At 72.9% G+C, this 25,359-nt stretch carries 20 protein-coding genes; 7 read left to right on the top strand and 13 right to left on the bottom strand.

Annotated elements, in window-relative coordinates; genetic code table 11:
• Nucleotides 1-3: 3 nt before the first annotated feature.
• The 4 genes from H7965_RS02780 to H7965_RS02795 all read right to left on the bottom strand — a co-directional run bounded on the left by H7965_RS02780 (nucleotide 4) and on the right by H7965_RS02795 (nucleotide 3,006).
• The gene (locus H7965_RS02780; protein ID WP_186769001.1) at nucleotides 4-573 is read right to left on the bottom strand and encodes a NifU family protein; all 570 of its coding nucleotides are present in this window, start codon (nucleotides 571-573) and stop codon (nucleotides 4-6) included.
• Between the two features lie 281 nt (nucleotides 574-854).
• Nucleotides 855-1,361 (bottom strand): universal stress protein, encoded by a 507-nt coding sequence (locus tag H7965_RS02785; protein WP_186769002.1) that lies wholly within the window; start codon nucleotides 1,359-1,361, stop codon nucleotides 855-857.
• A complete protein-coding gene (locus H7965_RS02790) occupies nucleotides 1,361-2,101 on the bottom strand; it encodes a TIGR02186 family protein (RefSeq protein ID WP_186769003.1) in 741 nt (246 codons plus the stop codon). Before H7965_RS02790 ends, H7965_RS02785 begins: the two co-directional genes overlap by 1 nt.
• Nucleotides 2,098-3,006 carry a sulfite exporter TauE/SafE family protein gene (locus H7965_RS02795; RefSeq protein ID WP_186769004.1) on the bottom strand — a complete coding sequence of 303 codons (909 nt, stop codon included), beginning with the start codon at nucleotides 3,004-3,006 and terminating at the stop codon, nucleotides 2,098-2,100. The genes H7965_RS02790 and H7965_RS02795 overlap by 4 nt, the downstream gene beginning before the upstream one ends.
• Nucleotides 3,007-3,166: 160 nt before the next feature.
• On the opposite strand from H7965_RS02795, the gene H7965_RS02800 reads away from it, so the two are divergent.
• Nucleotides 3,167-4,084 carry a hypothetical protein gene (locus H7965_RS02800; protein WP_229682401.1) on the top strand — a complete coding sequence of 306 codons (918 nt, stop codon included), beginning with the start codon at nucleotides 3,167-3,169 and terminating at the stop codon, nucleotides 4,082-4,084.
• A gap of 77 nt (nucleotides 4,085-4,161) precedes the next feature.
• On the opposite strand, the gene H7965_RS02805 is transcribed toward H7965_RS02800, so the two are convergent.
• The 5 genes from H7965_RS02805 to H7965_RS30695 form a co-directional block, all read right to left on the bottom strand.
• Nucleotides 4,162-4,812, bottom strand: coding sequence for a sugar transferase (locus tag H7965_RS02805; protein ID WP_261394037.1), 651 nt, complete (start codon nucleotides 4,810-4,812; stop codon nucleotides 4,162-4,164).
• Nucleotides 4,809-6,050, bottom strand: a complete 1,242-nt coding sequence (locus H7965_RS02810; protein WP_186769005.1) for an O-antigen ligase family protein — start codon at nucleotides 6,048-6,050, stop codon at nucleotides 4,809-4,811. Before H7965_RS02810 ends, H7965_RS02805 begins: the two co-directional genes overlap by 4 nt.
• Nucleotides 6,047-6,910 carry a hypothetical protein gene (locus H7965_RS02815; RefSeq protein ID WP_186769006.1) on the bottom strand — a complete coding sequence of 288 codons (864 nt, stop codon included), beginning with the start codon at nucleotides 6,908-6,910 and terminating at the stop codon, nucleotides 6,047-6,049. Before H7965_RS02815 ends, H7965_RS02810 begins: the two co-directional genes overlap by 4 nt.
• Nucleotides 6,911-6,988: 78 nt before the next feature.
• A complete protein-coding gene (locus H7965_RS30690; RefSeq protein ID WP_229682402.1) occupies nucleotides 6,989-7,927 on the bottom strand; it encodes a heparinase II/III family protein in 939 nt (312 codons plus the stop codon).
• Entirely contained in the window at nucleotides 7,924-8,712 is a 789-nt protein-coding gene (locus H7965_RS30695; protein ID WP_229682403.1) for a hypothetical protein, read from the bottom strand. Before H7965_RS30695 ends, H7965_RS30690 begins: the two co-directional genes overlap by 4 nt.
• 677 nt (nucleotides 8,713-9,389) lie before the next feature.
• Between H7965_RS30695 and H7965_RS02825 the strand changes: the two genes are divergently transcribed.
• The 3 genes from H7965_RS02825 (at nucleotide 9,390) to H7965_RS02835 (ending at nucleotide 14,383) form a co-directional block, all read left to right on the top strand.
• Nucleotides 9,390-11,585, top strand: a complete 2,196-nt coding sequence (locus tag H7965_RS02825) for a polysaccharide biosynthesis/export family protein (protein ID WP_390624547.1) — start codon at nucleotides 9,390-9,392, stop codon at nucleotides 11,583-11,585.
• Nucleotides 11,586-11,808: 223 nt separating this feature from the next.
• On the top strand, nucleotides 11,809-13,863 hold the full coding sequence (locus H7965_RS02830; protein ID WP_261394063.1) for a YjbH domain-containing protein: 2,055 nt from the start codon (nucleotides 11,809-11,811) through the stop codon (nucleotides 13,861-13,863).
• 226 nt (nucleotides 13,864-14,089) lie between these two features.
• Entirely contained in the window at nucleotides 14,090-14,383 is a 294-nt protein-coding gene (locus tag H7965_RS02835) for a DUF1330 domain-containing protein (protein WP_186769008.1), read from the top strand.
• A 22-nt stretch (nucleotides 14,384-14,405) separates the two neighbouring features.
• On the opposite strand, the gene H7965_RS02840 is transcribed toward H7965_RS02835, so the two are convergent.
• The 3 genes from H7965_RS02840 to H7965_RS02850 are packed head-to-tail and all read right to left on the bottom strand — an operon-like array spanning nucleotide 14,406 to nucleotide 17,475.
• Nucleotides 14,406-14,705 (bottom strand): hypothetical protein, encoded by a 300-nt coding sequence (locus tag H7965_RS02840; RefSeq protein ID WP_186769009.1) that lies wholly within the window; start codon nucleotides 14,703-14,705, stop codon nucleotides 14,406-14,408.
• Between the two features lie 9 nt (nucleotides 14,706-14,714).
• Nucleotides 14,715-15,191: a DUF488 domain-containing protein gene (locus H7965_RS02845; RefSeq protein ID WP_186769010.1), complete on the bottom strand. Its 477-nt coding sequence runs from the start codon at nucleotides 15,189-15,191 to the stop codon at nucleotides 14,715-14,717.
• Nucleotides 15,172-17,475, bottom strand: coding sequence for an NADP-dependent malic enzyme (locus tag H7965_RS02850; RefSeq protein WP_186769011.1), 2,304 nt, complete (start codon nucleotides 17,473-17,475; stop codon nucleotides 15,172-15,174). The genes H7965_RS02845 and H7965_RS02850 overlap by 20 nt, the downstream gene beginning before the upstream one ends.
• 170 nt (nucleotides 17,476-17,645) lie before the next feature.
• On the opposite strand from H7965_RS02850, the gene mutS reads away from it, so the two are divergent.
• The 3 genes from mutS to H7965_RS02865 are packed head-to-tail and all read left to right on the top strand — an operon-like array spanning nucleotide 17,646 to nucleotide 23,514.
• The gene (gene mutS / locus H7965_RS02855; protein ID WP_186769012.1) at nucleotides 17,646-20,303 is read left to right on the top strand and encodes a DNA mismatch repair protein MutS; all 2,658 of its coding nucleotides are present in this window, start codon (nucleotides 17,646-17,648) and stop codon (nucleotides 20,301-20,303) included.
• A 20-nt stretch (nucleotides 20,304-20,323) separates the two neighbouring features.
• Nucleotides 20,324-23,152 carry a [protein-PII] uridylyltransferase gene (locus H7965_RS02860; protein WP_229682405.1) on the top strand — a complete coding sequence of 943 codons (2,829 nt, stop codon included), beginning with the start codon at nucleotides 20,324-20,326 and terminating at the stop codon, nucleotides 23,150-23,152.
• A gap of 50 nt (nucleotides 23,153-23,202) precedes the next feature.
• Entirely contained in the window at nucleotides 23,203-23,514 is a 312-nt protein-coding gene (locus H7965_RS02865) for a hypothetical protein (protein ID WP_186769014.1), read from the top strand.
• A gap of 1 nt (nucleotide 23,515) precedes the next feature.
• Here the strand turns inward: H7965_RS02865 and H7965_RS02870 are convergent, their stop codons facing one another.
• Nucleotides 23,516-25,306: a chloride channel protein gene (locus H7965_RS02870; protein ID WP_186769015.1), complete on the bottom strand. Its 1,791-nt coding sequence runs from the start codon at nucleotides 25,304-25,306 to the stop codon at nucleotides 23,516-23,518.
• Between the last annotated feature and the right edge of the window lie 53 nt (nucleotides 25,307-25,359).

Genomic DNA, 25,359 nt, shown 5'->3' on the forward strand with positions numbered 1-25,359 from the left:
CCCTCAGACCTCCTCGACCTGCTCCACCGCCACGACCTCCGGCACGTAGTGCCGCAGCATATTCTCCACCCCATGCTTCAGCGTGGCGCGGGAGGAGGGGCAGCCGGAGCAGGAGCCCTGGAGCTGCAGCTTCACGATGCCATCGCGGAAGCCGCGGAAGATGATGTCGCCGCCATCGCCGGCCACCGCCGGGCGCACCCTGGTGTCCAGCAACTCCTTGATCTGCTCGACCAGTTCGGCATCCGCCGCGTCGAACTCCTCATCCTCCGCCTCGGCGGTGCCGGCGCCCTCCAGCACCGGCAGGCCGGACATGTAGTGGTCCATGATGGCGCCCAGCACCTGCGGCCGCAGCCCATGCCATTCGGCCTCGTCCGTCTGGGTCACGGTGATGAAGTCGGCGCCGAGGAACACCCGGGCCACGCCGGGCAGGGTAAAGATGCGGGAGGCCAGCGGGCTGCGGGCGGCGGCCTCGGGGCTGGAGAAATCGGCGCTGCCCCGGTTCCCCATCACGTCCCGGCCGGGAAGAAACTTCAGGGTGGCGGGGTTCGGGGTGCCTTCGGTTTCGATGAACATGGGGCTCGTCCTGGTGATGCCGCAGGGAATACCGGACCAAGGTGGTCGGTTTTACCCGCCGGTGCAAGGCGGGGCGGCGGCCCAAGGTGTGGGCATCCGCAAACCGGCCATGGCCGGGCCTGGCCCGACCAGCCAACCCACTGTTTTCACGAAAGATCGGATGCGCGGGTCAGGACCCGCGCATGACGGGGAAGGTGCAACTCGCCGTTCTGCGGCACGCTACCAGGCGGCGCACCCGGCGCCTGCAGGGGAGCTGAACGCGCCGGGTTCAGCCCCATGCATCATGTCACCCGCTCCATTTCCTTGTCGTCCAGCCCGCCCGGCACGATGGTCATCGGCACCCGCACCTGCGTCGCATAGCGGCCGGTTAGTGCCGAGATCAGCGGCCCCGGCCCGCTGCTGCCGCCAGCGGAGGAGGCCAGCACCAGGATGGAGATGCGCGGATCTTCCTCCAGCAGCGCCAGCAGCTCGTCGCGCGGGTCGCCCTCGCGGATCAGCAGGATCGGGATGCCGCCGGTGATCTCATTCACCTGAGCGGCAAGGCCGGAGAGCAGCTTCTCCGCCTCCTCCCGCCGCTCCTCGGCCATCATCGCGCCGACCCCGGCCCATTCCACCAGCCCCTCGGGCTCGATCACCCGCAACAGCGCCACCCTTCCGCCACCGTTGCGGGCGCGCAGGCAGGCGTAGCGCAGCGCCACCGCGCGCTCCGGGCTGTCGTCCACCACCACCAGGAAGACGCGATCGCGCTTGGTTGCGGCCGCGGTCGCCTCGGGTGTCGTCTCGGCCATCAGCTCCTCCGGAACACCACGCTGCCAAACCAACCAGCGAAGGCCGCCAGCAGGATGCAGGCAATACCGTAGACCAAGGGCTGGTCTTCCGCGACGCTGGCGATGCGGTCGGCGGTGCCGACGCGGTCCACCCGGAAGGCCAGCTCCTGCCGCGCCACCACCTGGCGGGACCGCACCAGCAGCACCTCCACCCGGTAGTCGCCCGTCGGCACCCCGGCCGGCAGCGGCAGCCGGACATGGAACAGCCGGCTGCCGGCGATCTCCACCGGCTGGGAATCCTCGACCCAGAGGCCGGACAGCACCTCCAGCTCCAGCAGGGCGGCGCGGAAAGCCGGGCTGCGGGCCCCGGTACTCACCAGCGGCAGGGCATCGAGGCCCAATCCATATCGGTGCCGCTCTACCTCCGGCAATAGCTGCCAGGCCGGGCGGGTGCCGGCGACGAAGTAAAAGCCCGGCACGTCGGCGAAGCGGGCCGAAGGGCCGTTGACCCAGAGCACGCCGAGCACCGGCACCTTGCGCCGCACCACGGTCGGCCGGTTCGGCCCATGCACCACCACCACCACCTCATCCCCGCCGGGGCCGATCGGCGCTTCGGTGCTGCCGAAGACCATGAGCTGGGCGCCGGTGAAGCCGGTGGTGACCTCGACCGCGTCCTGCGACAGCGCCGCGACCAACGCATCCTGCGCCCGGGCCGGAAGCGCCAGCAGGACCAGTAGCAGCAGCAGGCTGCCTGCCCTCACAGCGCCGGGCCGCTGCTGAACAGGTTCTCGGGCGGCCGCAGCAGGCCCCAGAGCAGGCTCAGCGCCACCCCCAGCACCAGCATGCCGAGCAGCGCGCGGGTTTCCTCACCGCGCAGCTTGCCCCCCATGGAGGCGCCGAATTGCGCACCGGCAACGCCGCCGAGCAGCAGCAACAGGGTCAGCAGCAGGTCAACGGTGCCAAGCTGGATCGCCTGCAGCAGCGTCACGTTGGCAGCCACGAACACCACCTGGAACAACGAGGTGCCGATGACCACCGAAGTCGGGATGCCGAGCAGGTAGATCATCGCCGGCACCAGCATGAAGCCGCCGCCGACGCCCATCACCGCCGAGAGCACGCCGATCCCGACACCGATAGCGAAGGGCGGGATCACCGAGATATAGAGCCGCGACTTGCGGAACCGCATCTTCAGCGGCAGGCCATGCACCCAGAAATGCTCGTGCAGCTTGCGCTTCATCGCGTTGCGGCGGCGCAGGATGGCCCGCACGCTCTCCATCACCATCAGCCCGCCGACGGTGCCGAGCACCACCACGTAGAACAGCGACACCGCCAGATCGACCTGGCCGACCCGCCGCAGCAGGGCGAAGAGCTGCACGCCGAGCAGTGATCCGGTGAGGCCGCCGACCAGCAGCACGGTGCCCATCCGGGCATCGACAGTGCCGCGTCGCCATTGGGCGATCAGGCCGGAGACGCTGGCGCCGAGGGTCTGGTTGGCGCCGGAGGCGACCGCCACCGGGGCCGGGATGCCGATCAGGATCAGCAGCGGGGTCAGCAGGAAGCCGCCGCCGACGCCGAACAGCCCCGAGAGCCAGCCCACGCCGAAGCCGATGCCGACCAGCAGGAGGGCATCCACGGACATCTCGGCGATCGGCAGGTAGACCTGCAACGCGGCTTCCGGATCAGACGGGAGGGGGAACGGCTCGGGAATGGCGGTTTGAACCGGGGGCGGCAGCCGCGCAACCCCGAATCGCCCCGTAAACGCACGGTGGTGAACCGGTTCGCAGCCGCTGCGTTCAGCCCGCAACGCCATCCTGGGGGATAGACCCATGCAGACCCGCGTCGCCGACACCGAACTCGCTGCCGGTACCTCCCTTCCTGAAGGGGCGCCCGCGCTCCCGCCACGCATTTCCTGGGGTGCCGTCTTCGCCGGCGGCGTGGTGGCGGTGGCGATCGGCGCCATGCTGTCGATCCTAGGCGTGGCGATCGGCGCCAGCGCCGTCGACGCCACCAACGCCGACACCCCAAGCGGCCAGACCTTCGGCATTGCCGGCGGCGTCTGGCTGCTGGTGTCCAACCTGATCGGGCTGGCCGCGGGCGGCTATGTCGCGGCCCGGCTCTCCGGCTCGACCGACACCACCGACACGACGCTGCACGGGCTGTCGGTCTGGGCGATCGGCTATCTGCTCTCGGCGGTGCTGCTCGGCAACATCATCGCCGGCACTGCCAGCACCGCGGTCCAGGGCGCCTCCTCGGTGCTCGGCGGGGTGATGCAGGGGGCCGGGCAGGCTGCCTCGGCAGCGGGCGGGCCAGCCAGCCAGATGGCGCAGCAGGTCGATCCGCGGCAACTGGTGGAGCGGGCGCAGGCTGCGCTCAGCACCGGCGGTGACCCGGCGCAGATGACCAGCGACCAGCGCAACGCCGAGATCGCCCAGCTGCTGACCCGCCGGGTGACCGACGGCAACTTGGCGCAGGCCGACCGCGACCGGCTGGGGCAGCTGGTGGCGGCCGAGTACAACATCGCGCCGGATGAGGCGCAGCGCCGGCTGCAGCAGGTGGAGCAGCAGGCGACCCAGACGGCGCAGGAGGCCGAGCGCCAGGCTCGCAGCGCCGCCGATGCCGCGGCGACCGCCGGCGCGGTCGCGGCCTATTGGGCCTTTGCCGCGCTGCTGCTCGGCGCCGCCGCCGCGGTACTCGGTGCCCGTGTCGGCACCCGCAACACCGTGCCGGTCCGCCGCTACGCCTAACCTGCCGGGAGCGGATCGTGACCCAGTTGGGGCCGCGATCCGCTGCGGCTTTCTGCCTTCAGATTAGCCTTAATGCCCTACCCTTCCCCCGCTCTGGCGGGGGAAGGCTTTTCGGCACCCAGTCGCGGCATCGTCGCATGGCCGGGCGCTGTCGCCCCATGGCCGCGCAGCAGCAGTCCGGCACAGCGCAGCAGCAATCCCAGGTCGGCCGCCAAGCCCGGCCGCGCCGCGTAGCGGACATCCAGCGCCAGTCGCCGCGGCCAGGGCACCCGGTTGCGGCCGGCCGCCTGTGCAAGCCCGGCGAGGCCCGGCCGGACCCGATGCCGCAGCGCCTGCGCCGGGGTCAGCAGCGGCAGGTATTCCAGCGGCAGGGGGCGTGGCCCGACCAGGCTCATCTCGCCGCGCAGCACGTTCACCAGCTGCGGCAACTCATCCAGCCCGCTGGCCCGCAACCACCGGCCGAAGCCGCCGAGGCGGGGCGCGTCCTCGCCCGGGCCGGGCGCCATGCTGCGGAATTTCACGAGGGTGAAGCCCACCCCGCCGCGTCCGATCCGCGCCTGGCGGAACAGCACCGGCCGGCCGAGCACGCCGAGCACCGCCAGCGCAACCAGCGCCAGCACCGGCGCGGCGGCAACCAGCAGGGTAGTGGCGCCCAGCACATCCAGCAGCCGCTTGCCCCGGCGCTCGTACCAGCCGCCCTGACCCTTCCCGTGCCCGGGGCCGCTCAAGGAATCGGTCCGCTGGTATGGTCGGGGCGCCGCGCCTCCACCCCCAGCGACAGCAGCAGGCCGAGGGCGAACCAAGCCATGCGGTTGCCGAGGTCGGTCGAGAGCATCACCGTCAGCGCCATCGGCAGCACCAGCGCGGCGATCTCCGCCGCCCGCTCCGGCGCCACATGCCGGGCCTGGCGACAGGCCAGGGCGACGCCGCCGCCGAAGCTGGCCAGCCACAGCAGCAGGCCGGGCAGCCCAGCCTCCGCCAACATCTCCAGCGCATGGTTGTGCGGGTGCAGGCTGCGGTCGTCGCCGCTGCCGGCGGCAATGGTGAAGCCACCTGTGCCGAGGCCCCAGGGCGCCGCCGCGCCGGCCCAGCGCAGCGCCTGGTCCCAGAGCAGCAGCCGGGCCGGGGTGCGCTCCGTCGGGTCGCCGATCAGCCTTTCCAGCGTCGCCAGCCCCTGCGCCATCTCCGGCAGCCGCGCCAGCAGTGCCAGCCCGAGCCCGCCGGCCAGCGCCACGCCGGCCGCCCAGCCGAGCGCCGCCAGCGGCCGCCGGCCCCGCCAGAGCAGCAGCGCCGGTGACAGGGCCACGCCGAGGCTGAGCGCCAGCAGCGCCGCCCTGCCGCCCGGCAGCAGCACCGCCACCGCCAGCGCCAGCACCACCACCGCCCAGCCCAGGCGGCGGAGGCCGCGCGCCCGGACCAGCCGCACCGCCGCCAGCCCGGCGGCGCAGGCGATTGCCATCCCGGCCAGCTGGTACTGCACCCGGGTCCGCGTCGGGTCGGCCCCGATCTCGCCGCCCAGCACCACCTGGTTGGCGGCGATGCCCCAGCCCACGGCAGCGCCGACCGCGAGGCCGATCAGCACCACCGCTGTGGCGAAGCGCCGCCGGGTCGGGCCATCAGCGCCCACCAGCAGCCCCGCCAGCAGCATCGGCGGCCCGAGCAGCACGATCTGCGGCAGCTTCTCCGCCACCACCGAGGCGGAGCGGCTCCAGCCCCCGGCCAGCACCAGCCAGAATGGCAGCAGCCCGGCGCCGAGCAGCGGCAGCGCCAGCGCCGCCGAGACGTGCCACCGCCGCACCAGCAGCAGCAAGAACAGCGAAGGCAGCAGCAGCGCCAGGGCAACGAGGGTGAGGTCCACCGGCAGCGCCGCCAGAACCGGCAGGGATTTCAGGGCGCCGGCGAATTGCAGAACCGCGGCGAGGGCGCCGGTCCCGACTGCCAGCGCCGCGGCATCGGCGCGGCTCAATCGGCGCCGCCGCGGTGGCCGGCGAAGCCGAAGGGCAGCTCCGCCTGCCGGTGGCGTGGCACGGCGCCGCCGAGCAGCACCGCGCAGGCCGCGCCGAACAGCGCCAGCACCGGCGCCGCCACCGCCAGCAGCAGCAGCAGCAGTGCCCGGTTCGGCAGCGAAGGGCGGAGCTCGACCATCGGCCGGGAGACCAGCCGCGCCGCCACCGCCTCATCCACTCCGATGATCAGTCCGCTGCGCTGGTGCTGGCCGAGCTGTTCGTAGAGCATGTTGCGCAGGAAGAGATCGGTTTCCACCGCCAGCCGCGCCTCGATGGCGACGATGCGGCGGCGGGTCAACTCGGCAAGGTCGGCGCGTACCTTGGCCTCGGCCATGGCGTGCAGCCGCTGCAGCGCGCCCAGCGCCGCGGCGCGGTCCTGGTGCGCGAGGCTGAGGGTAACGGTTACCGTGCCGATGCCCGGCGTGATGGCGAGGTTCCGCTCGACCCAGTTCTGCGCATCGTCCAGATCGGCCTCGGTCCGGAGGGCAAGCAGGCGGCGCAGGGCGCCGCCCGGGCCGCTGCCGCGCAGCCCGGTGAGATAGGTCAGCAACCCGGTCTCCCGCGCCAGCACCGCCACCGCCTCCGGCGAGCGCAGCACGTCGAGGTAGACGGCGAAATGCCCGGTCTGCCGGGCCTCCAGCAGCCCGCCGCCGAGCAGGGGCGTGGGCGAGAGCAGGGTGGAGGTGGCGATCCCGGTGGTCTCCGCCGGCGCGATCACCGCCTGGGCGACATAGAGCCGCGGCAGGAATTGCACGATGGCGGCCCCCGCGGCGAAGAACAGCAGCGCCGCCATCACGATGGCCAGGCGGATGCGCCACATCCTGCGGAGCAATTGGTCCAACGGCATCGAACAGGTCGCCCACCCCGGCCAAGCCACTTCCAAGGATCGTTTCGAAGACTATTCAACCTGTGGATGATTCGGTAGCAGGATTTCGCTTTCGATGCGATGAAGCGGCGCGCGGCAACGTGCAACCAGAACGACTGCTTCGCGCATCACGCCGTAGCCGGGGCTCTCCCACCCCTGCTCCAGCCGGCAGTCGAGCGGCGCGTCCGCGGTGATGCGCAGCCGGGCAAGCGGGCTTTCGGCGCCATCCAAGGTCGCGCGCCATTCCGCCGGGGCCAGCCGCCAGCGCAACGCCACCTGCCGGAAGGGGCCGGAGAGCCTGTCTTCCACCAGCCAGCGCCGGCCCTCGACGCGGATCACGCGGTCCTGCCGGTTGCCACGGCAATCCCGCAGCCAGGCACCATCCGGCAGGGCGCCGGTCCGCGGCCAGCGGGCGAAGAGAAAGCGGGAGACGCGCGGCATCTGGTCGGCGCCGTCGAACTCCACCGTGTTGTGGCCGGCGGTGCCACCGAGATGCGCGTGCCACCAGCCTGCGGCGGGGTTGTAGGCGCCGGTCCCGCCATCCCGCAGCAGGTTCAGCGGCCCATCCCAGAGGTCGAGGTGCAGCAGGTCGGCATGGCCCGGACGGAAGCGGATCGGACCAGTGCGCAGGAAGGCTCGGGCGCCGCCGGCATGCCAAGCCATCAGCCCGCCGCCGGCCCAGCGCGCCGGCGGGGCGGGCAGCGGCGGCGCCTTCGCCAGACCCAGCCAAGCGCAGCCGGCATCGTCGCGGAGGCCGGCGGAGCGCCCGGCCAGCAGCCGTGCCGCGCGTTCCAGGCTGGGGCGGGTGTCATTCGGCCCCGCCAGCGACAGATCGGCGAAGGCCGAGCTGTCCTGGTGGCCGAGCCGCGGCGTTGCACCGGTCTCCGGGTCGGTCACCCGCCACAGCCATTCCACCGCCGCACCGCCGCGCTCCGCCGCGAAGCGGGGTAGCGCCACCAACCAGACCGTCACCGCCAGCACATCCAGCAGTAGCCGGTGGAGAGCTGGGCGAAGCCGCCGTCCGATGCCACCAGCCGCCGGATCGCGGCCTCCAGCCGGGCCTGGCCCTGCCGCGCCCAGCCGGCCTCGCCGCAGAACAGCCCGCAGACCCAGAGCCCGGCCGCCTCGGAGACCGTGTGGTTGTTGTCCTGCGCCAGCGCATAGGCCGGGGTGGCGGCGATCCGCCTGCCATGCAGCGCCAGCAATTGCCGCGCCCCGGCCGGCGGCGCACCGCCAAGCAGGGCGAGCGCCAGCGCCAGGTGCAGCGCGCGCAGCGCCGCCTCCTGTCCGCAGGCCCAGTTCGGGCCGCGAAAGGGCGGGTTCGCCGTCAGCCAGGCCGCCAGCCATGCTTCCGCCCGCGCCGCATGCCCGGCCGCGGGATCCAGCCGCGCCGCCTGCGCCAGCAGCGGCAGCTCCGCCCAACGGCTGGCTTCCCAGACCGGGCGGATGTCGCCCGGGCCGAACAGGTCGAGCGCCAGGGTCGGGGCCTCGGCCGCGAAGGGTCCATGCCAATCGCCCGGCGCCACCGCCGCCGCCCGGGCCAGCACTGCCGCCGCATGACCGGCGGACAGGGCTGGCGGCGGTGGGAAGGGCGGCGCCGGCAGGAAAGGCCCCGCCGGCAGGGGCCTATCGCGCAGCGCCCGGCGCGCCAGCAGCCGGGCCGGCACCGCCTGGTGCCAGGCCGCCAACAGCACCGGCTGTGGGCCCAGGCGGCAGGCCGCATCGATTACCAGGCGCAGCTGCGCAATATATTCCATTGCATTATCGATAATGATCTGAATAAGAATTGATGCAAGCGATCTTCACATCGTGGTGAAGTCATACACCCGGGGGATCTGGTCCTGAGGCGCTGTTCGGGTCGCTCCATCCTCCATCGCCTGATGGCCGCGCTACTGGTGCCGCTTGCCCTGGTCCCGCCGGGCGCGCTGGCGCAGGCGACCCATGGCGGCACTCCAGGTGGCTACCTCGCGGCGCCATCCCTGCCGCCAACCCTGCCCGGTGGCCTGCCGCTGCCGAGCCTGCCGCAGCTGACCCAGCAGGACATGCTGCAGCGCATCCTGGACGGCGGCGCTACCCGCCCGCCCGCCCAGCCTCCGCCCTCGCCACCGCCGCTCGCAGTACCTGCCTATGCCCCAGGGCCGGAGGAGCCGCTTTCCCCCGCCGAGGCCTTCTTCGCCGCCCGCGACCCCGGCAGCCCCCGGCCGCTTCGCCAATTCGGCTACGACAATCTGCGTGGCGGCGTGCCGCAGGGGCAGAGCTTCGGCATCCTGCCGGAGGACTACCTGCTCGGCCGCGACGACGAGGTGGTGCTGGCCTTCCGCGGCCGCGTCCGGCAGACCCTCACCCTCCGCATCGGCCGCGACGGCACCCTGCTGGTGCCGGAGCTGCGCCCGTTCCCGCCGCCGGCCGCACCCTGCGGGAGCTGCGCAGCGAGTTGGAGGCACGGGCGCAGCGCGACCTCGGCGGCTCGGAGGTCTTCGTCTCGCTCGGCCAGCTCCGGCAGATCGGCGTCTTCGTCGGCGGGGAGGTGGCGCGGCCCGGCTTGCAGGCGCTGACCTCGCTTTCCTCCGTACTGGATGCGCTGGTCGCCGCCGGCGGCATCCGCCGCACCGGCTCGCTCCGCGCCATCCGGGTGGAGGGGCCGGGCGGCCGCCGCAGCATCGACCTCTACCCGGTCATCGCCGGGGAGGGGGCGACGCCGGACCTCCGGTTGCGCGAGGGCGAGCGCATCCTGGTGCCACCGCTCGGCGCGGTCGCTGCGGTCGGCGGCGAGGTGACGCGGCCCGCCATCTACGAGCTGCCCGCGGGCACCGCCCAGGCACCGCTCGCCGCCATGCTGCGGCTGGCTGGCGACCCGCTGCGGCCGAGCGGCAACCGCTTCCTGCTGCAGACCACGGACGCCGAAGGCCGCCGCAGCCTGCGGGAGATCGGCCCGCGCGATCCGCTGCGCCGCGGCGATGCGCTGCGGGTGGAACCGGGCTCCGACGTGGTGGCGCAGGACCTGCGGCTGGCCGGCCATGTGGTGACGCCATTGCTGCGGGCGGCCGGCGGCCGTGGCCAGACCCTGCGCGGCCTGCTCTCCGACCCGCGGCTGGTCCGCCCCGATCCCTATGCCAGGCTCGGCGTCATCTGGCGGACCGACCCGCGCAACCGCACCCGCCGCTTCCATCCCTTCGACCTCGGCCGGGTGCTGACCGGCCAGGCCGATGCGCCGCTGCAGGAGGGCGACGAGATCATCCTGCTCGGCCAGCGGGACGTCGCGTGGCTGGCCAGCCCCGGCGTGCAGCAGGCGCTGCGCGGCGATGCGGCGGAAATGACCGAACTGGCGCCGCCGCCGACGCAGCCCGCCACAGCGCAGGGCACGTCCTTCGGCCTGCCCGCGGCCGGCATGCCCGGCGGGCTGGCGCCGCCTGCCGCTCCCACGCCTCCCCTGGCCGGCCCGGATTGCCCGGCGCTGGTGCAAGTGACCATTGCCGCCCAGGCCTCCCGCCGCCGCTTCGCCCATATCCGCAGCGCCGGCTTCCCGGATTTCGGCCGGGCGCCCTGCCCGCAGATCTTCCTCGACTACCCCACGCTGCTGCCCTTCCTGCTCGACCAGGCGGTACTGCTGACCGGGGAAGTGCGGCTGCCCGGGCTGTTCCCCGTCGTCGACGGCGCCGGGCTGGATGCGGTGCTGGCGGCGGCCGGCGGCGCCACCGACACCGCCGACCTCTCCACGGTGGAATTCGCCCGCGAGCCGTCCGACCAGAGCAGCACCCTGCCGCTGTCGCGCACCTTGCTCGACCTGCGGTCGCGGAACTTCGCCGCCATCCGCCTCTCCCCGCGCGACGTGGTGCGGCTGCCGCGCGGCTTCGGCGACCGCGACCTGGGGCCGGTGACCTTGGTCGGCGAATTCCTCCGCCCCGGCATCTATGACATCCGCCGCGGCGAGCGGCTTTCCGAGGTCATCGCCCGGGCCGGTGGGCTGACCCCCCAGGCCTACCCTTATGGCGCCGTCTTCAGCCGCGACAGTGTGCGGCAGCGCCAGCAGGAGGGCTTCCAGCGCACCGCGCGGGAACTGGAGCAGGGGCTGATGCAGGTGGCGGCCGGCCAGGCGGTGGCCGGGCTGCGCGGCCAGGCCGACCTCGGTGGCGCCGTCAACGCCGGCCAGGCGCTGGCGGCCACCCTGCGGCAGACCCGCGCCGCCGGACGGATGGTGGTGGAGGCCAACCCGGTGGTGCTGGCCGGCCGCCCCGACCTCGACGTGCTGATGGAGCCGGGCGACCTGGTCGCCATGCCGAAGCGGCCGAATGAGGTGACGGTGGTCGGGGCCGTGCTGAACCCCGGCAGCCTGCAATTCGCCACCGGCTGGAAGGCCGCCGAATACGTCCGCGCCGCCGGCGGCGAACAACGCTTCGCCGATGGCGGCCGGGCCTTCGTGGTGCTGCCCAATGGCCAGTCGGCACCCGCCGGCCTCGGCGCCTGGCAGGCCGGCGGGCCGCCGATCCCGCCCGGTAGCGTGGTGGTGGTGCCACAGGACCCCTCACCCTACGAAGGCTGGGGCGTGCTGCGCGACGTCACCCAGGTGCTGTCGCAGATCGCCCTCTCCAGCGCCGCCCTGGCCGTCATCGTGCGGTCGAGTGGGCGGTAGGCTGAGGGAGCAAGACGAGGAGGGCGCCGCCCCCCTCGACCCCTCGCCAAGGGCCAAAAGGCCCTCGGAGTCCACGACTTACCGCTGCCCGGAGGACCCCCAAAGGGATCATCCGGGCAGCGATGAAATCCACATCGGGGGCCGGGGACCGGTTCGGTCCCCGGCGGGCGGGTCCAGGGAGGGCAGAGCTCTCCTTGGCCTGGCATTCGCAACCCTGTTCACGCTGTCCGCGACAGCGCAGGAGGTGCCGGCGACGGGCAGTGATTACGGCGGGGCTGGATTGCTGGAGATGCGCAATGCGCGCTTCCGGCCGGATGGGACGTTGGAGGCCGGGACGGCGCTGCGGCATCAGCGGCGCTTCTGGTTCCTGAATTTCCAGGCATTGCCTTTCCTGGAGACCACCTTCCGCCTGGCCGAGCGGCTGGACGCCACCGCCGGCAGCGGTACCACCACCGACCGCGCCTTCGATGTGAAGCTCCGGCTATGGGAGGAGGATCGCTGGCGCCCGGCCCTGGCGGTGGGGCTGCAGGATGCGATCGGTACCGGGATCTACGGTGGCGAGTATGTCGTCGCCTCCAAGCGCTTCGGTGCGCTGGACCTGACGCTTGGCCTGGGCTGGGGGCGGCTCGGCACCGGTGGCGGTTTGCGCAATCCGCTCGGGCAGCTGTCAGGGCGCTTCCTCGACCGGTCGCGGCGGGTCGGCGAGGGTGGGACGCCAGCCTTCGGCGCCTGGTTCCACGGGCGGGAGGCGGCGGTGTTCGGAGGCATCGAATACAGCCTGCCGCCGCTGCCCACCCCCTGGGGCGAGGTCGAGGGGCTGCGCGCCAAGCTGGAATGGTCCGGCGATGCGCTGCGCGACGAGCGGGGCGGCTACCCGTCCCGCACCACCGGCCTGCGGGGGAAGGCGGCGTCGCGGCTGAACCTTGGGCTGCAATGGCAGCCCAACCCCTGGGTCGATGCCGGGGTCAGCTTCGTCCATGGCACCGACCTGCTGCTGCGGCTGTCGCTGCGGCTGGATCCACGGCACCCGCCGGAACTTCCGCGCCGGCCGCCGCCGCCCATGGCGCCGAGGCCGGCCGGGGCGGAGGCGGATGCGGCGGGGCTGGCGGCGGCGCTGCGGGGTGCCGGCTTCCGCCCGCTCGGCCTGGGGATCACCGGCACGGAGGCACGCATCGCGGTCGAGGGCGGACGCTACGCCAGCCTCGCCCAGGTCGCCGGCCGGGTGGCGCGGGCGGCGCAGCCGCATCTGCCGCCGGAGGTGGAACTGCTCCGGATCGAATGGCATCGCGCCGGCGTGCCCATCGCCCGCACGGTTCTACTGCGGGAGGCGATGGAGGCCGCCACCACCGGCCACGGCAGCGCCGAGGAGGTGCTGGCCACCACGACCCTGCTGCCGGCCACGGCCGAGCGCTTCCCGCCCGGCACCGGCGCCGCCTGGCCACAGCTCACCTGGGCGGTGGAACCCCGGCTGGCGCTGCAGCTCGGCGATCCGCGCATCGGGGTCGGCTGGCAGTCGGGCATGGCCTTCGGGGCGCGCCTTGGGCTGGGCGATGGCTATGCGCTGGCCGGCAGCGTCAGCCAGGCCATGGGCGGCAACCTCGACCGTGCGACCCCCTCCGACAGCCAGCTGCCGCATGTCCGTAGCGACCTCGCGCGCTATGCGCAGGAGGGGAAGACGGCGATCCCGACGCTCTACGGCGAACGGCTCTGGACCCCGGCGCCGGATGTCTTCGCCCGGCTGACCGCCGGGATGCTGGAGCCGATGTTCACCGGCGCACAGGGCGAGGTGCTGTGGCGCCCGGCCGACCGGCCCTTCGCCCTCGGGCTCGACCTCGGCTGGGTGGTGCAGCGGGAGTTCCGCCAGCGGCTGGCGGTGCGCAACCACTCGGTCACCACCGGCCATGCCGCGGTCTATGCCGACCTGCCGGTCTGGAACCTCTACGGCATAGTGCGCGCCGGGCGCTATCTGGCGGGCGACTGGGGCGGCACGCTGGAGCTCGGACGCCGGTTCGACAGCGGGATCGAGGTGGGCGGCTTCGTCACCCTGACGAACGTATCCTACGGCCGGTTCGGCGAGGGCAGCTTCGACAAGGGCATCTTCCTCCGCATCCCGCTGCAATTGCTGGGACCGGAGACCGCGGCGCGGGCCGGGGCGGTGATCCGGCCGGTGTTGCGCGATGGCGGCCAGCGGCTGGCGGTGGACAACCCGCTTTGGGAGGCGACGCGGGACGGGCGGGCGGAGGCGCTGGGGCGCGGCTTCCTGGGGTTCCTGCATTGAGAGCTCCCCGCAAAACCGCTTCGCAGCCTTGCGAGGGCCTTGCTGGTCCCTCCCAATCGGCGTTTTGGCATGCCTTCCGCAGCAAAGCCGCGGAATGGCCTCGGGAAGCGCCCGGTTCTGGTGGGCACTCCACGGTCTGCGGACCGGTCAATGAACCGGTCCCCGGGATTACAACGGCCCTCAAATGCGTCAGCATTCATGGCCGCTGTAATAGGGGAGGACGGACATGGCCGCCTATCTGCTCGCCAACATCCGGGTGAAGGACCCGGCGCGTTTCGCCGAGTACCGTGAGAAGGTGGCACCGCTGATCGCCGCCTTCGGCGGCCGCTACCTGATCCGCGGCGGCGCGGTCGCCCCGGTGGAGGGGGCGAAGGTGTTCGAGCGCGTGGTGGTGCTGGAATTCCCCGACATGGCGAGCCTCCGCGCCTTCTACGACAGCCCCGAATACGCTCCGCTGATCGCCTTGCGGCAGCAGGCGAGCGAGGGCGATGTGGCGCTGGTCGAGGGCTACGCCGGATAGAGCGGATCGCGGAGGGGCGGAATCACGCCTCCGCCAGCACCTCCCGCAGCCAGGCCTCGCCCTCCGGCGGCAGCCCGGCCCATGCGGGGGTGCCGGAGATGGGGCAGACCAGCAGCAGCAGCTCCGGCGCGCCTTCGGCATTCAGTGCCCGGCGCAGGTGGTCGCGGAGGTAGGCGGGGGAGAGGCCGGTGGCCACCAGCGTGGCGCCGGCATGCAGCGGCCAATGCTCCGGGCTGGCTTCGAAGATCGCATCGAAGAAGGCCTTGCGCGCGGCGGGGCCAACCCCCTCCAGCGCGTGCAGCACCAGCAGGCATTGTGGCATGGCGGACCCTCAGCTGGGGTGGAGATGCGTCACTACCACCCCGGGCACCCCTGCTGCCACTGCTTCCGCTACGAGCGTCCGGTGGCACGCTGCCGGATCGGCCTCAAGGCAGAGCAGGCAGACCCGTTCCCGCGTCGCCCGCTCCGCCAGCCCGGCCAGCGCCGCCTGCGGCTCGGTGCCGGCAAGATGGGCGGTGAAGATGCGTCGCATCTCGGCCGGCCGGCCAGAACGCGCCGCCACCCGCCCCGCCGCCGGGGTGCCGAGCGGGCGCAGGTGCAGATAGCCGATCCCCGCCGCCTCCAGCGCCGCCGAGAGCGCGGTCTTGGAGAAGCCAGGCTTGCGGCTGTTGGCGATGGCCCGGACATCGACCAGGGTGGTGACCTCCGCCGCCCGCAGCGTGGCGATCACCCGGTCCGGGGTCGCCTCGCCATAGCCGATGGTGAAGATGAGCCGCGCGGCCAGGACACTACCTCCCGATCGCCGCATGCGCCGCGAGGCAGGCCATGTCGAGCAGCTGGTTCACGCTGGCGTCCATCGGCACGATCTGCACCGGCTTCGACAGCCCCATCAGCAGCGGGCCGATGGTGGTGGCGCTGGTCAGCCGCGGCGTCGCCCGGGTGAGGATATGCGCCGCGTGCAGCCCCGGCATCACCAGCACATTGGCCGCCCCGGTCAGCCGGCTGAAGGGGTAGAGATGCGCCCGCAGCGCGGGATCGAGCGCGACATCGGCGGCCATCTCGCCGTCATACTCGAAGTCCACCTGGCGCTCGTCCAGCAGCTTCACCGCATCGCGGATGCTGCCGGGGATCGAGCCCTTTGGGTCGCCGAAGGTCGAGAAGGACAGGAAGGCGACCCGCGGCTCATGCCCGAGGCGCCGCGCCGCCGCCGCCGAATGCACCGCGATCTCGGCCAGGGTGGCGGCATCCGGCCGCTCATGGATGGCGGTGTCGGCGACGAAGACGGTGCCGGACACCCGCGCCAGCATCAGTGTCAACCCGAACAGCGGGCTGCCCGGCGCCGGGTCGATCGCCGCCATCATGCCTTCCAGCGCCACCGAATAGCTGCGGGTCAGGCCGGTGACGACCGCATCGACATCGCCCAGCGCCAGCATGCAGCCGGCGAAGACGTTGCGGTCCTGGTTGACCAGCCGCTGGCAGTCGCGGAACAGGAAGCCTTCCCGCTGCCGCCGGCCATACAGGTACTCGGCATAGCGCAGGTTGCTGTCGGAGTTGCGGGCGTTGCGGATCTCGATCCCGTCCGGCAGCGGCACGCCGATGGCACGGCAGGTGGCGTTGATCCGGTCCTCCCGTCCCACCAGCACCGGCGTGCCGTAGCCGGCGTTGTGGAAGGCGATGGCGGCGCGGATCACCTTCTCCTCCTCGCCCTCGGCGAAGACCACGCGGCGCGGGTTGGCGCGGACCCGCTCGGTGATCAGCTCCAGCGCATTGGCGGTGCTGTCGAGCCGCGCCGCCAGGGTCCGGGCATAGCGCGGCAGGTCGGTGATCGGCTTGCGGGCGACACCGCTTTCGATCGCCGCCTTGGCGACGGCGACCGGCACGCGGGAGATCAGCCGCGGGTCGAAGGCGTTGGGGATGATGTATTCCGGCCCGTAGCGCAGCGACTTGCCGGCGCCGGCGGTGTTGACCTCCTCCGGCACATCCTCCCGCGCCAGCAGCGCCAGCGCCCGCGCGGCGGCGATCTTCATCGCGTCATTGATGGTGCTGGCGCGGACGTCGAGGGCGCCGCGGAAGATGAAGGGGAAGCCGAGGACGTTGTTGACCTGGTTCGGGTAGTCCGAACGCCCCGTCGCCACGATGCAGTCCGGCCGCGCCGCCTTCGCCTCCTCCGGCGTGATCTCCGGGTCCGGGTTGGCCATGGCGAAGATGATCGGCTTGTCGGCCATGGCGCGGACCATGTCCTGGGTCACCGCGCCCTTGACCGAAAGCCCGAAGAAGACGTCGGCGCCTTCCAGCGCCTGGGTCAGGCTGCGCGCCGAGGTCTCCACCGCATGGGCCGACTTCCACTGGTTCATGCCTTCGGTGCGGCCGCGCCAGATCACCCCCTTGGTGTCGCACATGATGATGTTCTCGGGCCGCATGCCCATCGCCCGCAGCAGCTCGGCACAGGCGATGGAGGCGGCGCCGGCGCCGTTGATGACCAGCCTTGTCGTCGCCAGGTCGCGCCCCGTCAGGTGCGCGGCGTTGATCAGCCCGGCCGCGGCGACGATCGCCGTGCCGTGCTGGTCGTCGTGGAACACCGGGATGTCCATCAGCTCGCGCAGCCGCTGCTCGATGATGAAGCACTCGGGCGCCTTGATGTCCTCAAGATTGATGCCGCCGAAGCTCGGCCCGAGGTAGCGGACCGCGTTGATCATCGCGTCCACGTCCTCGGTGTCGATGCAGAGGTCCATGCCGTCCACATCGGCGAAGCGCTTGAACAGCGCGACCTTGCCCTCCATCACCGGCTTGGAGGCGATGGCGCCGAGGTTGCCGAGGCCGAGCACCGCGGTGCCGTTCGACACCACGGCGACGAAATTGCCCTTCGAGGTGTAGTCATAGGCCAGCGTCTGGTCGCGATGGATGTGCAGGCAGGGCTCGGCGACGCCGGGCGAATAGGCGAGGCTGAGGTCGCGGGCGGTGATCAGCGGCTTGGTCAGGCGGATCTCAAGCTTGCCGGGGCGTCCCTCGGCATGCATGGCCAGCGCTTCCTCCGGCGTGACGCGGGCGGTGCGCCCATCGGCCGGCATGGTTCCGTTGCGACCGTCGTCCATTCCCGCGTTCCCTCGACCCGATCCCTGGGCGATGCACTGCCGCCGCCCGACGTACCGTCCAGCATCGCAGCCGCGCGAGGGTTCGGGAAGGAGGCTGCTTCGCATCGGCGAAGGCTGCTGCATCGCCCCGGACGATTACGTCAGGGCCGCTTGCAGGCTAGGTAGGGGCCATGGATCAGACCGCCGCCCCGCCGCTGCCCTCCGCCGAGGGCGCCTCGCCCGCCATGGCGCAATGGTTCGCCTGCAAGGCGCAGCACCCGGATGCGCTGCTGTTCTTCCGCATGGGCGACTTCTTCGAGCTGTTCTTCGCCGATGCCGAGGCGGCCAGCGGGGCGCTCGACATCGCCCTGACCTACCGCGGGGAGCACCAGGGCCAGCGCATCGCCATGTGCGGCGTGCCGGTGCATAGCCATGAGGGCTACCTCGCCCGGCTGATCCGGCGCGGCTTCCGCGTCGCCATCGCCGAGCAGATGGAAACCCCGGAGGAAGCCAAGCGCCGCAAGGCCAGCGCGGTGCGGCGGGAGGTGGTGCGCCTGGTCACCCCGGGCACCATCACCGAGGACAGCCTGCTGGAGGCCGCCCGCCCTGCCTGGCTGCTGTCCCTCGCCCCCGATGCGGAACGGCTCGGCGCCGCCTGGCTCGACATCTCGACCGGCGCTTTCGAGACCGAGGTGCTGGCGGCGGAGGACCTTCCGGCCCTGCTGGCCCGGCTGGAACCCGCCGAGATCCTGGCTCCGCCGGCGCTCGGCCTTGCCGGGGCGGTGGCGACGGCACCGCCGCGCGATGCCGCCCGCCGCGTCGCCGAGGCCTATCATGTCGCCACCCTGGACGGTTTCGGCGAATATCACCCGGCCGAGATCGCCGCCGCCGCCATGGCGATCGACTATCTCCGCGCCACCCAGAAGGACGCCTTCCCGCATCTGTCGCGGCCGGTGCCGCGCGGCGGCCAGGGCGTGCTGCAGATGGACGCGGCGACCCGGCGCAGCCTGGAAATCCTCCGCGCCGAGCGCGGTGGTACGCAGGATTGCCTGCTGGGCGCGGTGGACCGCACGGTGACCGCCGCCGGCACGAGGGCGTTGGCCGCCCGGCTCGGCGCGCCGCTGGCCGAGGTCGAGCCGATCGCCGCCCGGCACGACGCGGTGGCGGCGCTGCTGGCCGCCACGCCGCTGCGCGCCGCCATCCGCGCCCGCCTGAAGGGCGCGCCGGACGTGGCGCGGGCGCTGGCCCGGCTCTCCCTGGACCGCTTTGCGCCGCGCGACCTCGCCGCCGTCCGTGACGGCCTCGCCCGCGCCGCCGCCATCGCCGAGGCGCTGGAGCACCCCGGCGGCCTCGCCGCCATCCCGCCGCTGCTGGCCGCCGCCGGCCGCGCCCTGCGCCCCTCCCCCGACCCTGGCGCCGAACTGGCGCGCGCCCTGGCCGAGAGCCTGCCCGCCCGGCTCGACGACCCCGGTATCATCGCCCCCGGCTATGATGGCGAGCTGGATGCGCTGCGGCGGCTGCGCGACGATGCCCGCGGCGCCATCGCCGCCTTGCAGCTCGACCTCGCCCAGGCCTGGGGCGTCGCCGCGCTGAAGGTCCGCCACCACCAGCAATTCGGCTATCTGGCCGAGTTGCCGGCGGCGGCCGGGGAGAAGCTGCTGCGCGAGGCGCCGGCCACCGCGACGGGCGCCTTCGCCCCAATCCACCGCCAGACCATGGCCAATGGCCATCGCTTCACCTGCGCCGCCCTGGCCGACCTCGACCGCCGCCTGTCCGAGGCCGCCGACCAGGCGGCGCGGCGGGAGAAGCGGATCACCCGGCATCTGCGCGAGCTTTGCCTGGCCGCTGCCCCCGGCCTGACCGCGGCGGCCGAGGCGCTGGCCGAGATCGACCTGCACGCCGCTGCCGCCGAGCTGGCCGCCGAGGGCGGCTGGTGCCGGCCGGAGCTGACCGAGCGGCCGGAGTTCTGCATCACCGGCGGCCGCCATCCGGTGGTCGCCGCCGCCCTGGCGCGCAACCGGGCCGGCGCCTTCGTGCCCAACGACTGCGACCTGTCGCCAGGCCGGCGGATCTGCCTGCTCACCGGGCCGAACATGGCCGGCAAATCCACCTTCCTGCGGCAGAACGCGCTCTTCGCCGTGCTGGCCCAGGCCGGCTTCTACCTCCCGGCGGAGGCGGCGCGGCTCGGGCTGGTCGACCGGCTGTTCTCCCGCGTCGGCGCCGCCGACGACATTGCCGGCGGGCGCTCCACCTTCATGGTCGAGATGGCCGAGACGGCGGCCATCCTCAACCTGGCCGGGCCGCGGTCGCTGGTGGTGCTGGACGAGGTCGGCCGCGGCACCGCCACCTGGGATGGATTGGCGGTCGCCTGGGCGGTGCTGGAGGCGCTGCACGACCGCACCCGTTGCCGGACGATCTTCGCCACCCATTTTCATGAGCTGACCGCGCTGGCCGGCAAGCTGCCCGAACTGACCCTCGCCACCATGCGGGTGAAGGAGTGGAAGGGCGAGGTGGTGTTCCAGCACAGCGTCGGCCCGGGCGCGGCGGAGCGAAGCTGGGGGCTGCATGTGGCACGGCTCGCCGGCGTTCCCCGTGTCGTGCTGGCCCGCGCCGCCCAGGTGCTGGAAGCGCTGGAGGCCCGCGCCCGCGGCCTCGATCCGCTGTCCGAGGAGCTGCCGCTGTTCGCCCGGCCACCGGCGGGACCGGCCGCGCCCACGGATCCGGTCCCCCAGCACCCGGCGCTGGAGGCGCTCGCGGCGATCGATCCGGACACGGTTTCGCCGCGGGAAGCGCAACAGACGCTGTATCGGTTGCAGGCGTTGCTCAATGGTGCTGTCAACAACCGATGAGCCGGGCTAGGCTGGGGGGAATGACATCCGCGGCCGCATTTCCCGCCAGGGCGACGGCCCAGCGCTCCACCGCGCTGGCCGATGCACCTTCTGTGATCCCCGACCTGATCGCGGAACTCACCGGCGCGCCCGATGGCTCGCCGATCCGCCGGGAGGCGGCACTCGACCTGCTCCGCCGCCACCTCGGCCGGATCCAGCTTCGGGTGCAGGACGCCTTCGAGGCGCAGGAGCTCTCCGGTCTCGCCTCCGCCCGCTGGCTGGCGGCGCTGACCGACGGGCTGATGCAGGCGATCCACGCCTATGCCGTGGCCATGGTCCCGCCCCGCAACCCGGCGGAGGAGGCCGAGCCGCCCTTCGCCCTGGTCGCCACCGGCGGCTACGGCCGCGGCGTGCTGGCGCCCTATTCCGACATTGACCTGCTGTTCCTCACCGAGCAATCCGCCGGGCCGCGGGTGCAGCGCATGGTGGAGTTCGTGCTCTACCTGCTGTGGGACCTCGGGCTGAAGGTCGGCCATGCCACCCGCTCCATCCGCGACTGCATGGAGGAAGCCGGGCGGGACACCACCGTGCTCACCGCCCTGGTCGATGCTCGCTTCCTGGTCGGCGACCGCCCGGTCTTCGAACGTTTCCTCGAAGTCTTCCACCGCACCCGGCAGGAGCGTGGGCTCGGTCCCTTCCTCGCTGCCAAGCGGGCGGAACGGGCCGGCCGCCATGCCCGCTACGGCGACAGCCCCTATCTGGTCGAGCCGCATGTGAAGGAAGGCCGCGGCGGGTTGCGCGACCTGCAGACCCTCTATTGGCTGGCGCGCTACGCCTTCAACACCCAGCGCATGCCGGAGCTGGTCGGCGCCGACAGCCCCGGCGGCGGCCTGCTGACCGAGCATGAGGCGCGGGCCATCCGCCGGGCCTGGAACTTCCTCTGGACCGTCCGCTTCCACCTGCACTACGTCGCCGGACGGGCCGAGGAGCGGCTGACCTTCGACTTCCAGCCGGTGGTCGGCGCCCGCATGGGCTACACCCCGCGCGGCCGGCAGGACGGCGTCGAGCGCTTCATGAAGCACCTGTTCCTGACGGTGCGCGACGTGCTCCGCCTGACCCGGGTGCTGGAGCCGGCGATCGAGCGCGCGGCGCTCGGCCCCCCCGCCACCCGCCGCCATGGCGATGCGGCGCTGGCCGAGGCGGGGTTGGCCTTCGCCGACGGCAAGCTGGTGGCGGCGCCGCCGAACCGCGACTTCTCCCGCGAGCCGATCCTGATGCTGCGGATCCTGAAGGCGGCGCGCGACCGCAAGCTGGAGATCCACCCGCTGGCGATCCGGGCGCTGATCCGCAACGCCCACCACGCGACCGCGCTGCGCGACCAGTCCGAAGCCAATACGCTGTTCCTCGACCTGCTGACCGGCAAGGACGCGGCGCAATGGCTGCGGCTGATGAACGAGACGGGGTTCCTCTCCCGCTTCATCCCCGACTGGGCGCGCATCGTCGGGCTGATGCAGTTCGACACCTACCATGTGTTCACGGTGGACGAGCACACCATCGAGGCGATCGGCGTGCTGCAGCAGGTCGAGCGCAACGAGCTGGTGGAAGTGGCGCCGGTCGCCTCCGAGCTGATCGGCCAGTTGCAATCGCGTCGCGCGCTCTACATGGCGGCGCTGCTGCACGACATCGCCAAGGGCCGCGGCGGCGACCACTCGGAACTCGGCGCCCGCATCGCCACCGAGCTCTGCCCGCGGCTCGGCCTGACGCCGGAGGAGACCGAGACCGTCTCCTGGCTCGTCCTGCACCACCTGCTGGTCAGCCAGACCGCCTTCAAGCGCGACATCGAGGACCCGAAGACCGTCCTCGACATCGCCGACCTGGTACAATCGCCGGAACGGCTGCGGCTGCTGCTGGTGCTGACCGTCTGCGACATGCGGGCGGTGGGCCCCAAGGTCTGGAACGGCTGGAAGGCCACCCTGCTGCGGGAGGTCTACTGGCGGGTGGCGGAAGTGCTGGCCGGCGGGCTTTCGGTGCCGGAGCGCGACGTGCGCGTCGCCCGTGCCCGCGATGCCGCCGCCGCCATGCTCGCCGCCTGGCCGGCAGCCGAGCGGGACGCCTTCCTCGCCCGCGGCTATTCCGGCTACTGGCTCTCCTTCGACGCCGACACCCATGCCCGCCATGCCGCGCTGATCCGCGAGGCGGAGGCGAGCAACGCGCCGCTGACGGTGCGCACCCGGGTGCTCGAAAGCCGCGCCGTCACCGAGATCACGGTCTATGCCGCCGACCATCCAGGCCTCTTCAGCCGGATCGCGGGCGCCCTGGCGGTGGCCGGGGCCAGCATCGTCGATGCCCGCATCCACACCCTGACCAATGGCATGGCGCTCGACACCTTCTGGGTGCAGGACGCCGCCGGCGGCGCCTTCGATGCGCCGCACCGGCTGGCCCGGCTTTCGGTGCTGGTGGAGCAGGCGCTGTCCGGCCGGCTCAGGCTGCGCGAGGAGATCTGCAAGGTGCGGCGGGAGCCGGCCCGGCTGCGGGCGGTGACGGTGCCGCCGCGGGTGGTCTTCGACAACCACGCCAGCAACACCCACACCGTCATCGAGGTGAACGGCCGCGACCGGCCGGGGCTGCTGCATGACGTGACCGCAGCGATCAGCGGCGAGGGGCTGCAGATCGCCTCCGCCCATATCACCACCTATGGCGTGCGGGCGGTGGACGTCTTCTACGTGAAGGATGTCTTCGGCCTGAAGGTGGAGAACGAGCGCAAGCTGGCCAGCCTGCGCGTGGCGATGGAAGCGGCGCTGGCGCCGCCGGCGGCGGATGGCGGCGGCTCGGTCGCGGTGGCGGCGCGGGCGGCGGCGGACCGGGCGTAAACCCTGGGCTTTGCCGGCGCGTTCCCTGTGGCATGCCACGGGAGACCGCCATGCCAGCCGACCGCAAGCCCGACCCCCCCTTCCCCGGCGCCGGCGCCGATTACGAGGACACCGTCAGCAGCCGCACCACCGCCGACGGCCCCAAGGCCCCGCCCCGCGACAAATCCCCCGAGCACCAGTACCCGGAGGCCGAACGCGCAACCGGTGTGAACCGCACGGACGCCAAGGCTCCGGGCGGGCCGGTGAACATCCCGGTCAAGGGCAAGCCGGACGACAGCGGCGCGGAGGCCGCCGGCCAAAGTCCGGACCAGGCCACCGGCAAGGGCAGCCGCGACGCCTCGGGCGGGCTGGCGCAGGAGTAGCTCAACCGGTCCCGGACCAGAGCCCGCTTTCCTCGCGCCGGCGCTTCTGCACTTCCTCTCCGTAGCGGCGGAGCAGATGGGCCTCGGTCAGCAGCCCGACCGGCCGGTGGCTGGCCGGCTCCACCACCGCCAGCGCATCGGCCTCGGCGAGGCCGAAGGCGGCCATGGCGTCGCGCGCATTCATGCCCGGCAGCAGCACCGTGCCGCGATGGTGCAGCAGCGGCGCCAGGCAGGTGACCTCGGGCGGCGCAGCATGGACCTCGGGCACCGAGACCAGCCCGGCGTAGCAGCCTGCCGCATCCACCGCCACGACCCGCGCCGTGGCGCCGAGCGGGAAGGCGCGGCGGAAACTGGCCAGGTCGATGTCCTGCGGCACCTGCGCCACGTCCCGCCGCATCAGCTGCGCCGCTGTCAGGTCGTTGATCCAGCCGATGTCATGCGCGCTGCGGATCGACTCCCCCCGCAGGTGGAAGCGCCAGGTGGCGAAGGAATAGCCGAACAGCCGCCGGACGATCAGGCCGGAGACCGCGACCGAGGCCAGCACCAGCCCGGTGACCGCCAGGCTGCCGGTGGTCTCCAGCGCCAGGAAGGTCATCGCCAGCGGCGCGCCGATCACCGCCGCCCCGAAGGCGCTCATCCCCACCAGCACCATCAGCAGCGGGTCGGGCCCGGGCGGGTCCAGCAGCGCCAGCAGCGCGGCGAACAGCTTGCCGCCCAGACCGCCGATCAGCAGCGAGGCGAAGAACAGCCCGCCGCGGAAGCCGCTGCCGATGGACAGGATGGAGGCCAGCGCCTTCACCAGCAGCAGCGCCAGCACCGGCCAGGCCGGCGCCTCCGTCACCAGCGTCAGGTGCAGCGCGCCATGCCCGGCCGAAAGCGCCACCGGCGAGACCTGGGCCAGGGTCCCGACCGCCAGCCCGCCCACCGCCAGCCGCAGCATCGGGGAAGGGATCAGCCGCGCCAGCCCTGCCTCGGCCAGCCCGACCCCACGCATCAGCAGGATCGCCGAGAGGCCGCACAGGGCGCCGACAGCCAGCGCCAGCGGATAGGCCGAGGTGTCGATCACGCTCGGCACTAACGCCTCAACCTGGACGCTGTGGGCGGCAAGGCTGCGGGCCACCAGCACGGCGGTGACCGCGCTGGCCACCACCGGGAACAACGCGCCGATGCTGTAGGTGCCGATCACCAGTTCGAAGGCGTAGAAGGCGCCGGTCAGCGGCGCGTCGAAGGCGGCGCCGATCGCCCCGGCGGTGCCGGCGCCCACCAGGATCCGCAGGTCGCCGCGGCGCAGCGAGAAGGCGGCGCCGAGGCGGGAGGCAAGGCCGCCGCCGGCCTGGGCATAGCCCGCCTCCAGCCCGACCGAGGCGCCGAAGCCGTTCGACACCACGGTCTGCGCCCCCACGACCACCGCATCCGAAAGCGACATCCGGCCGCCATGCAGGGCATTCGCCTCGATCGGGTCGACCGGCGGCTTCGCCCGCCAGCGGGCGATCGCCCAGTTGAGCAGCGCCAGCGCCAGCCCGCCCAGTACCGGCACCAGCAGCAGCCGCCAGCTCGGCAGGAAGGTGGTGGTCGAGAGCCGCGCCTCCGGCCCCAGCCCGTAGAGCAGCCGCTGCAACCCATGCGCCGCCGCGCCCATGCCCCAGGCCAGCACCCCGACGCCGGCCCCGGTCAGGGTGGCGAGCACCACCACCCCCACCTCGCTGCTGCGCACCCAGCTGCGCAGCGCGGCCTCCCGCCGCGCCCGGTGGCGGAGAAGGCGAAGGTAGCGATGCGGGGCGAGCGGGTGCATGACCGCCGCAGATGCCGCAGGACGCCAGCCGAAGCGAAACACCTTACGGTGCC

The organism is Siccirubricoccus deserti (genome assembly GCF_014283215.1).
Taxonomy (GTDB): domain Bacteria; phylum Pseudomonadota; class Alphaproteobacteria; order Acetobacterales; family Acetobacteraceae; genus Siccirubricoccus; species Siccirubricoccus deserti.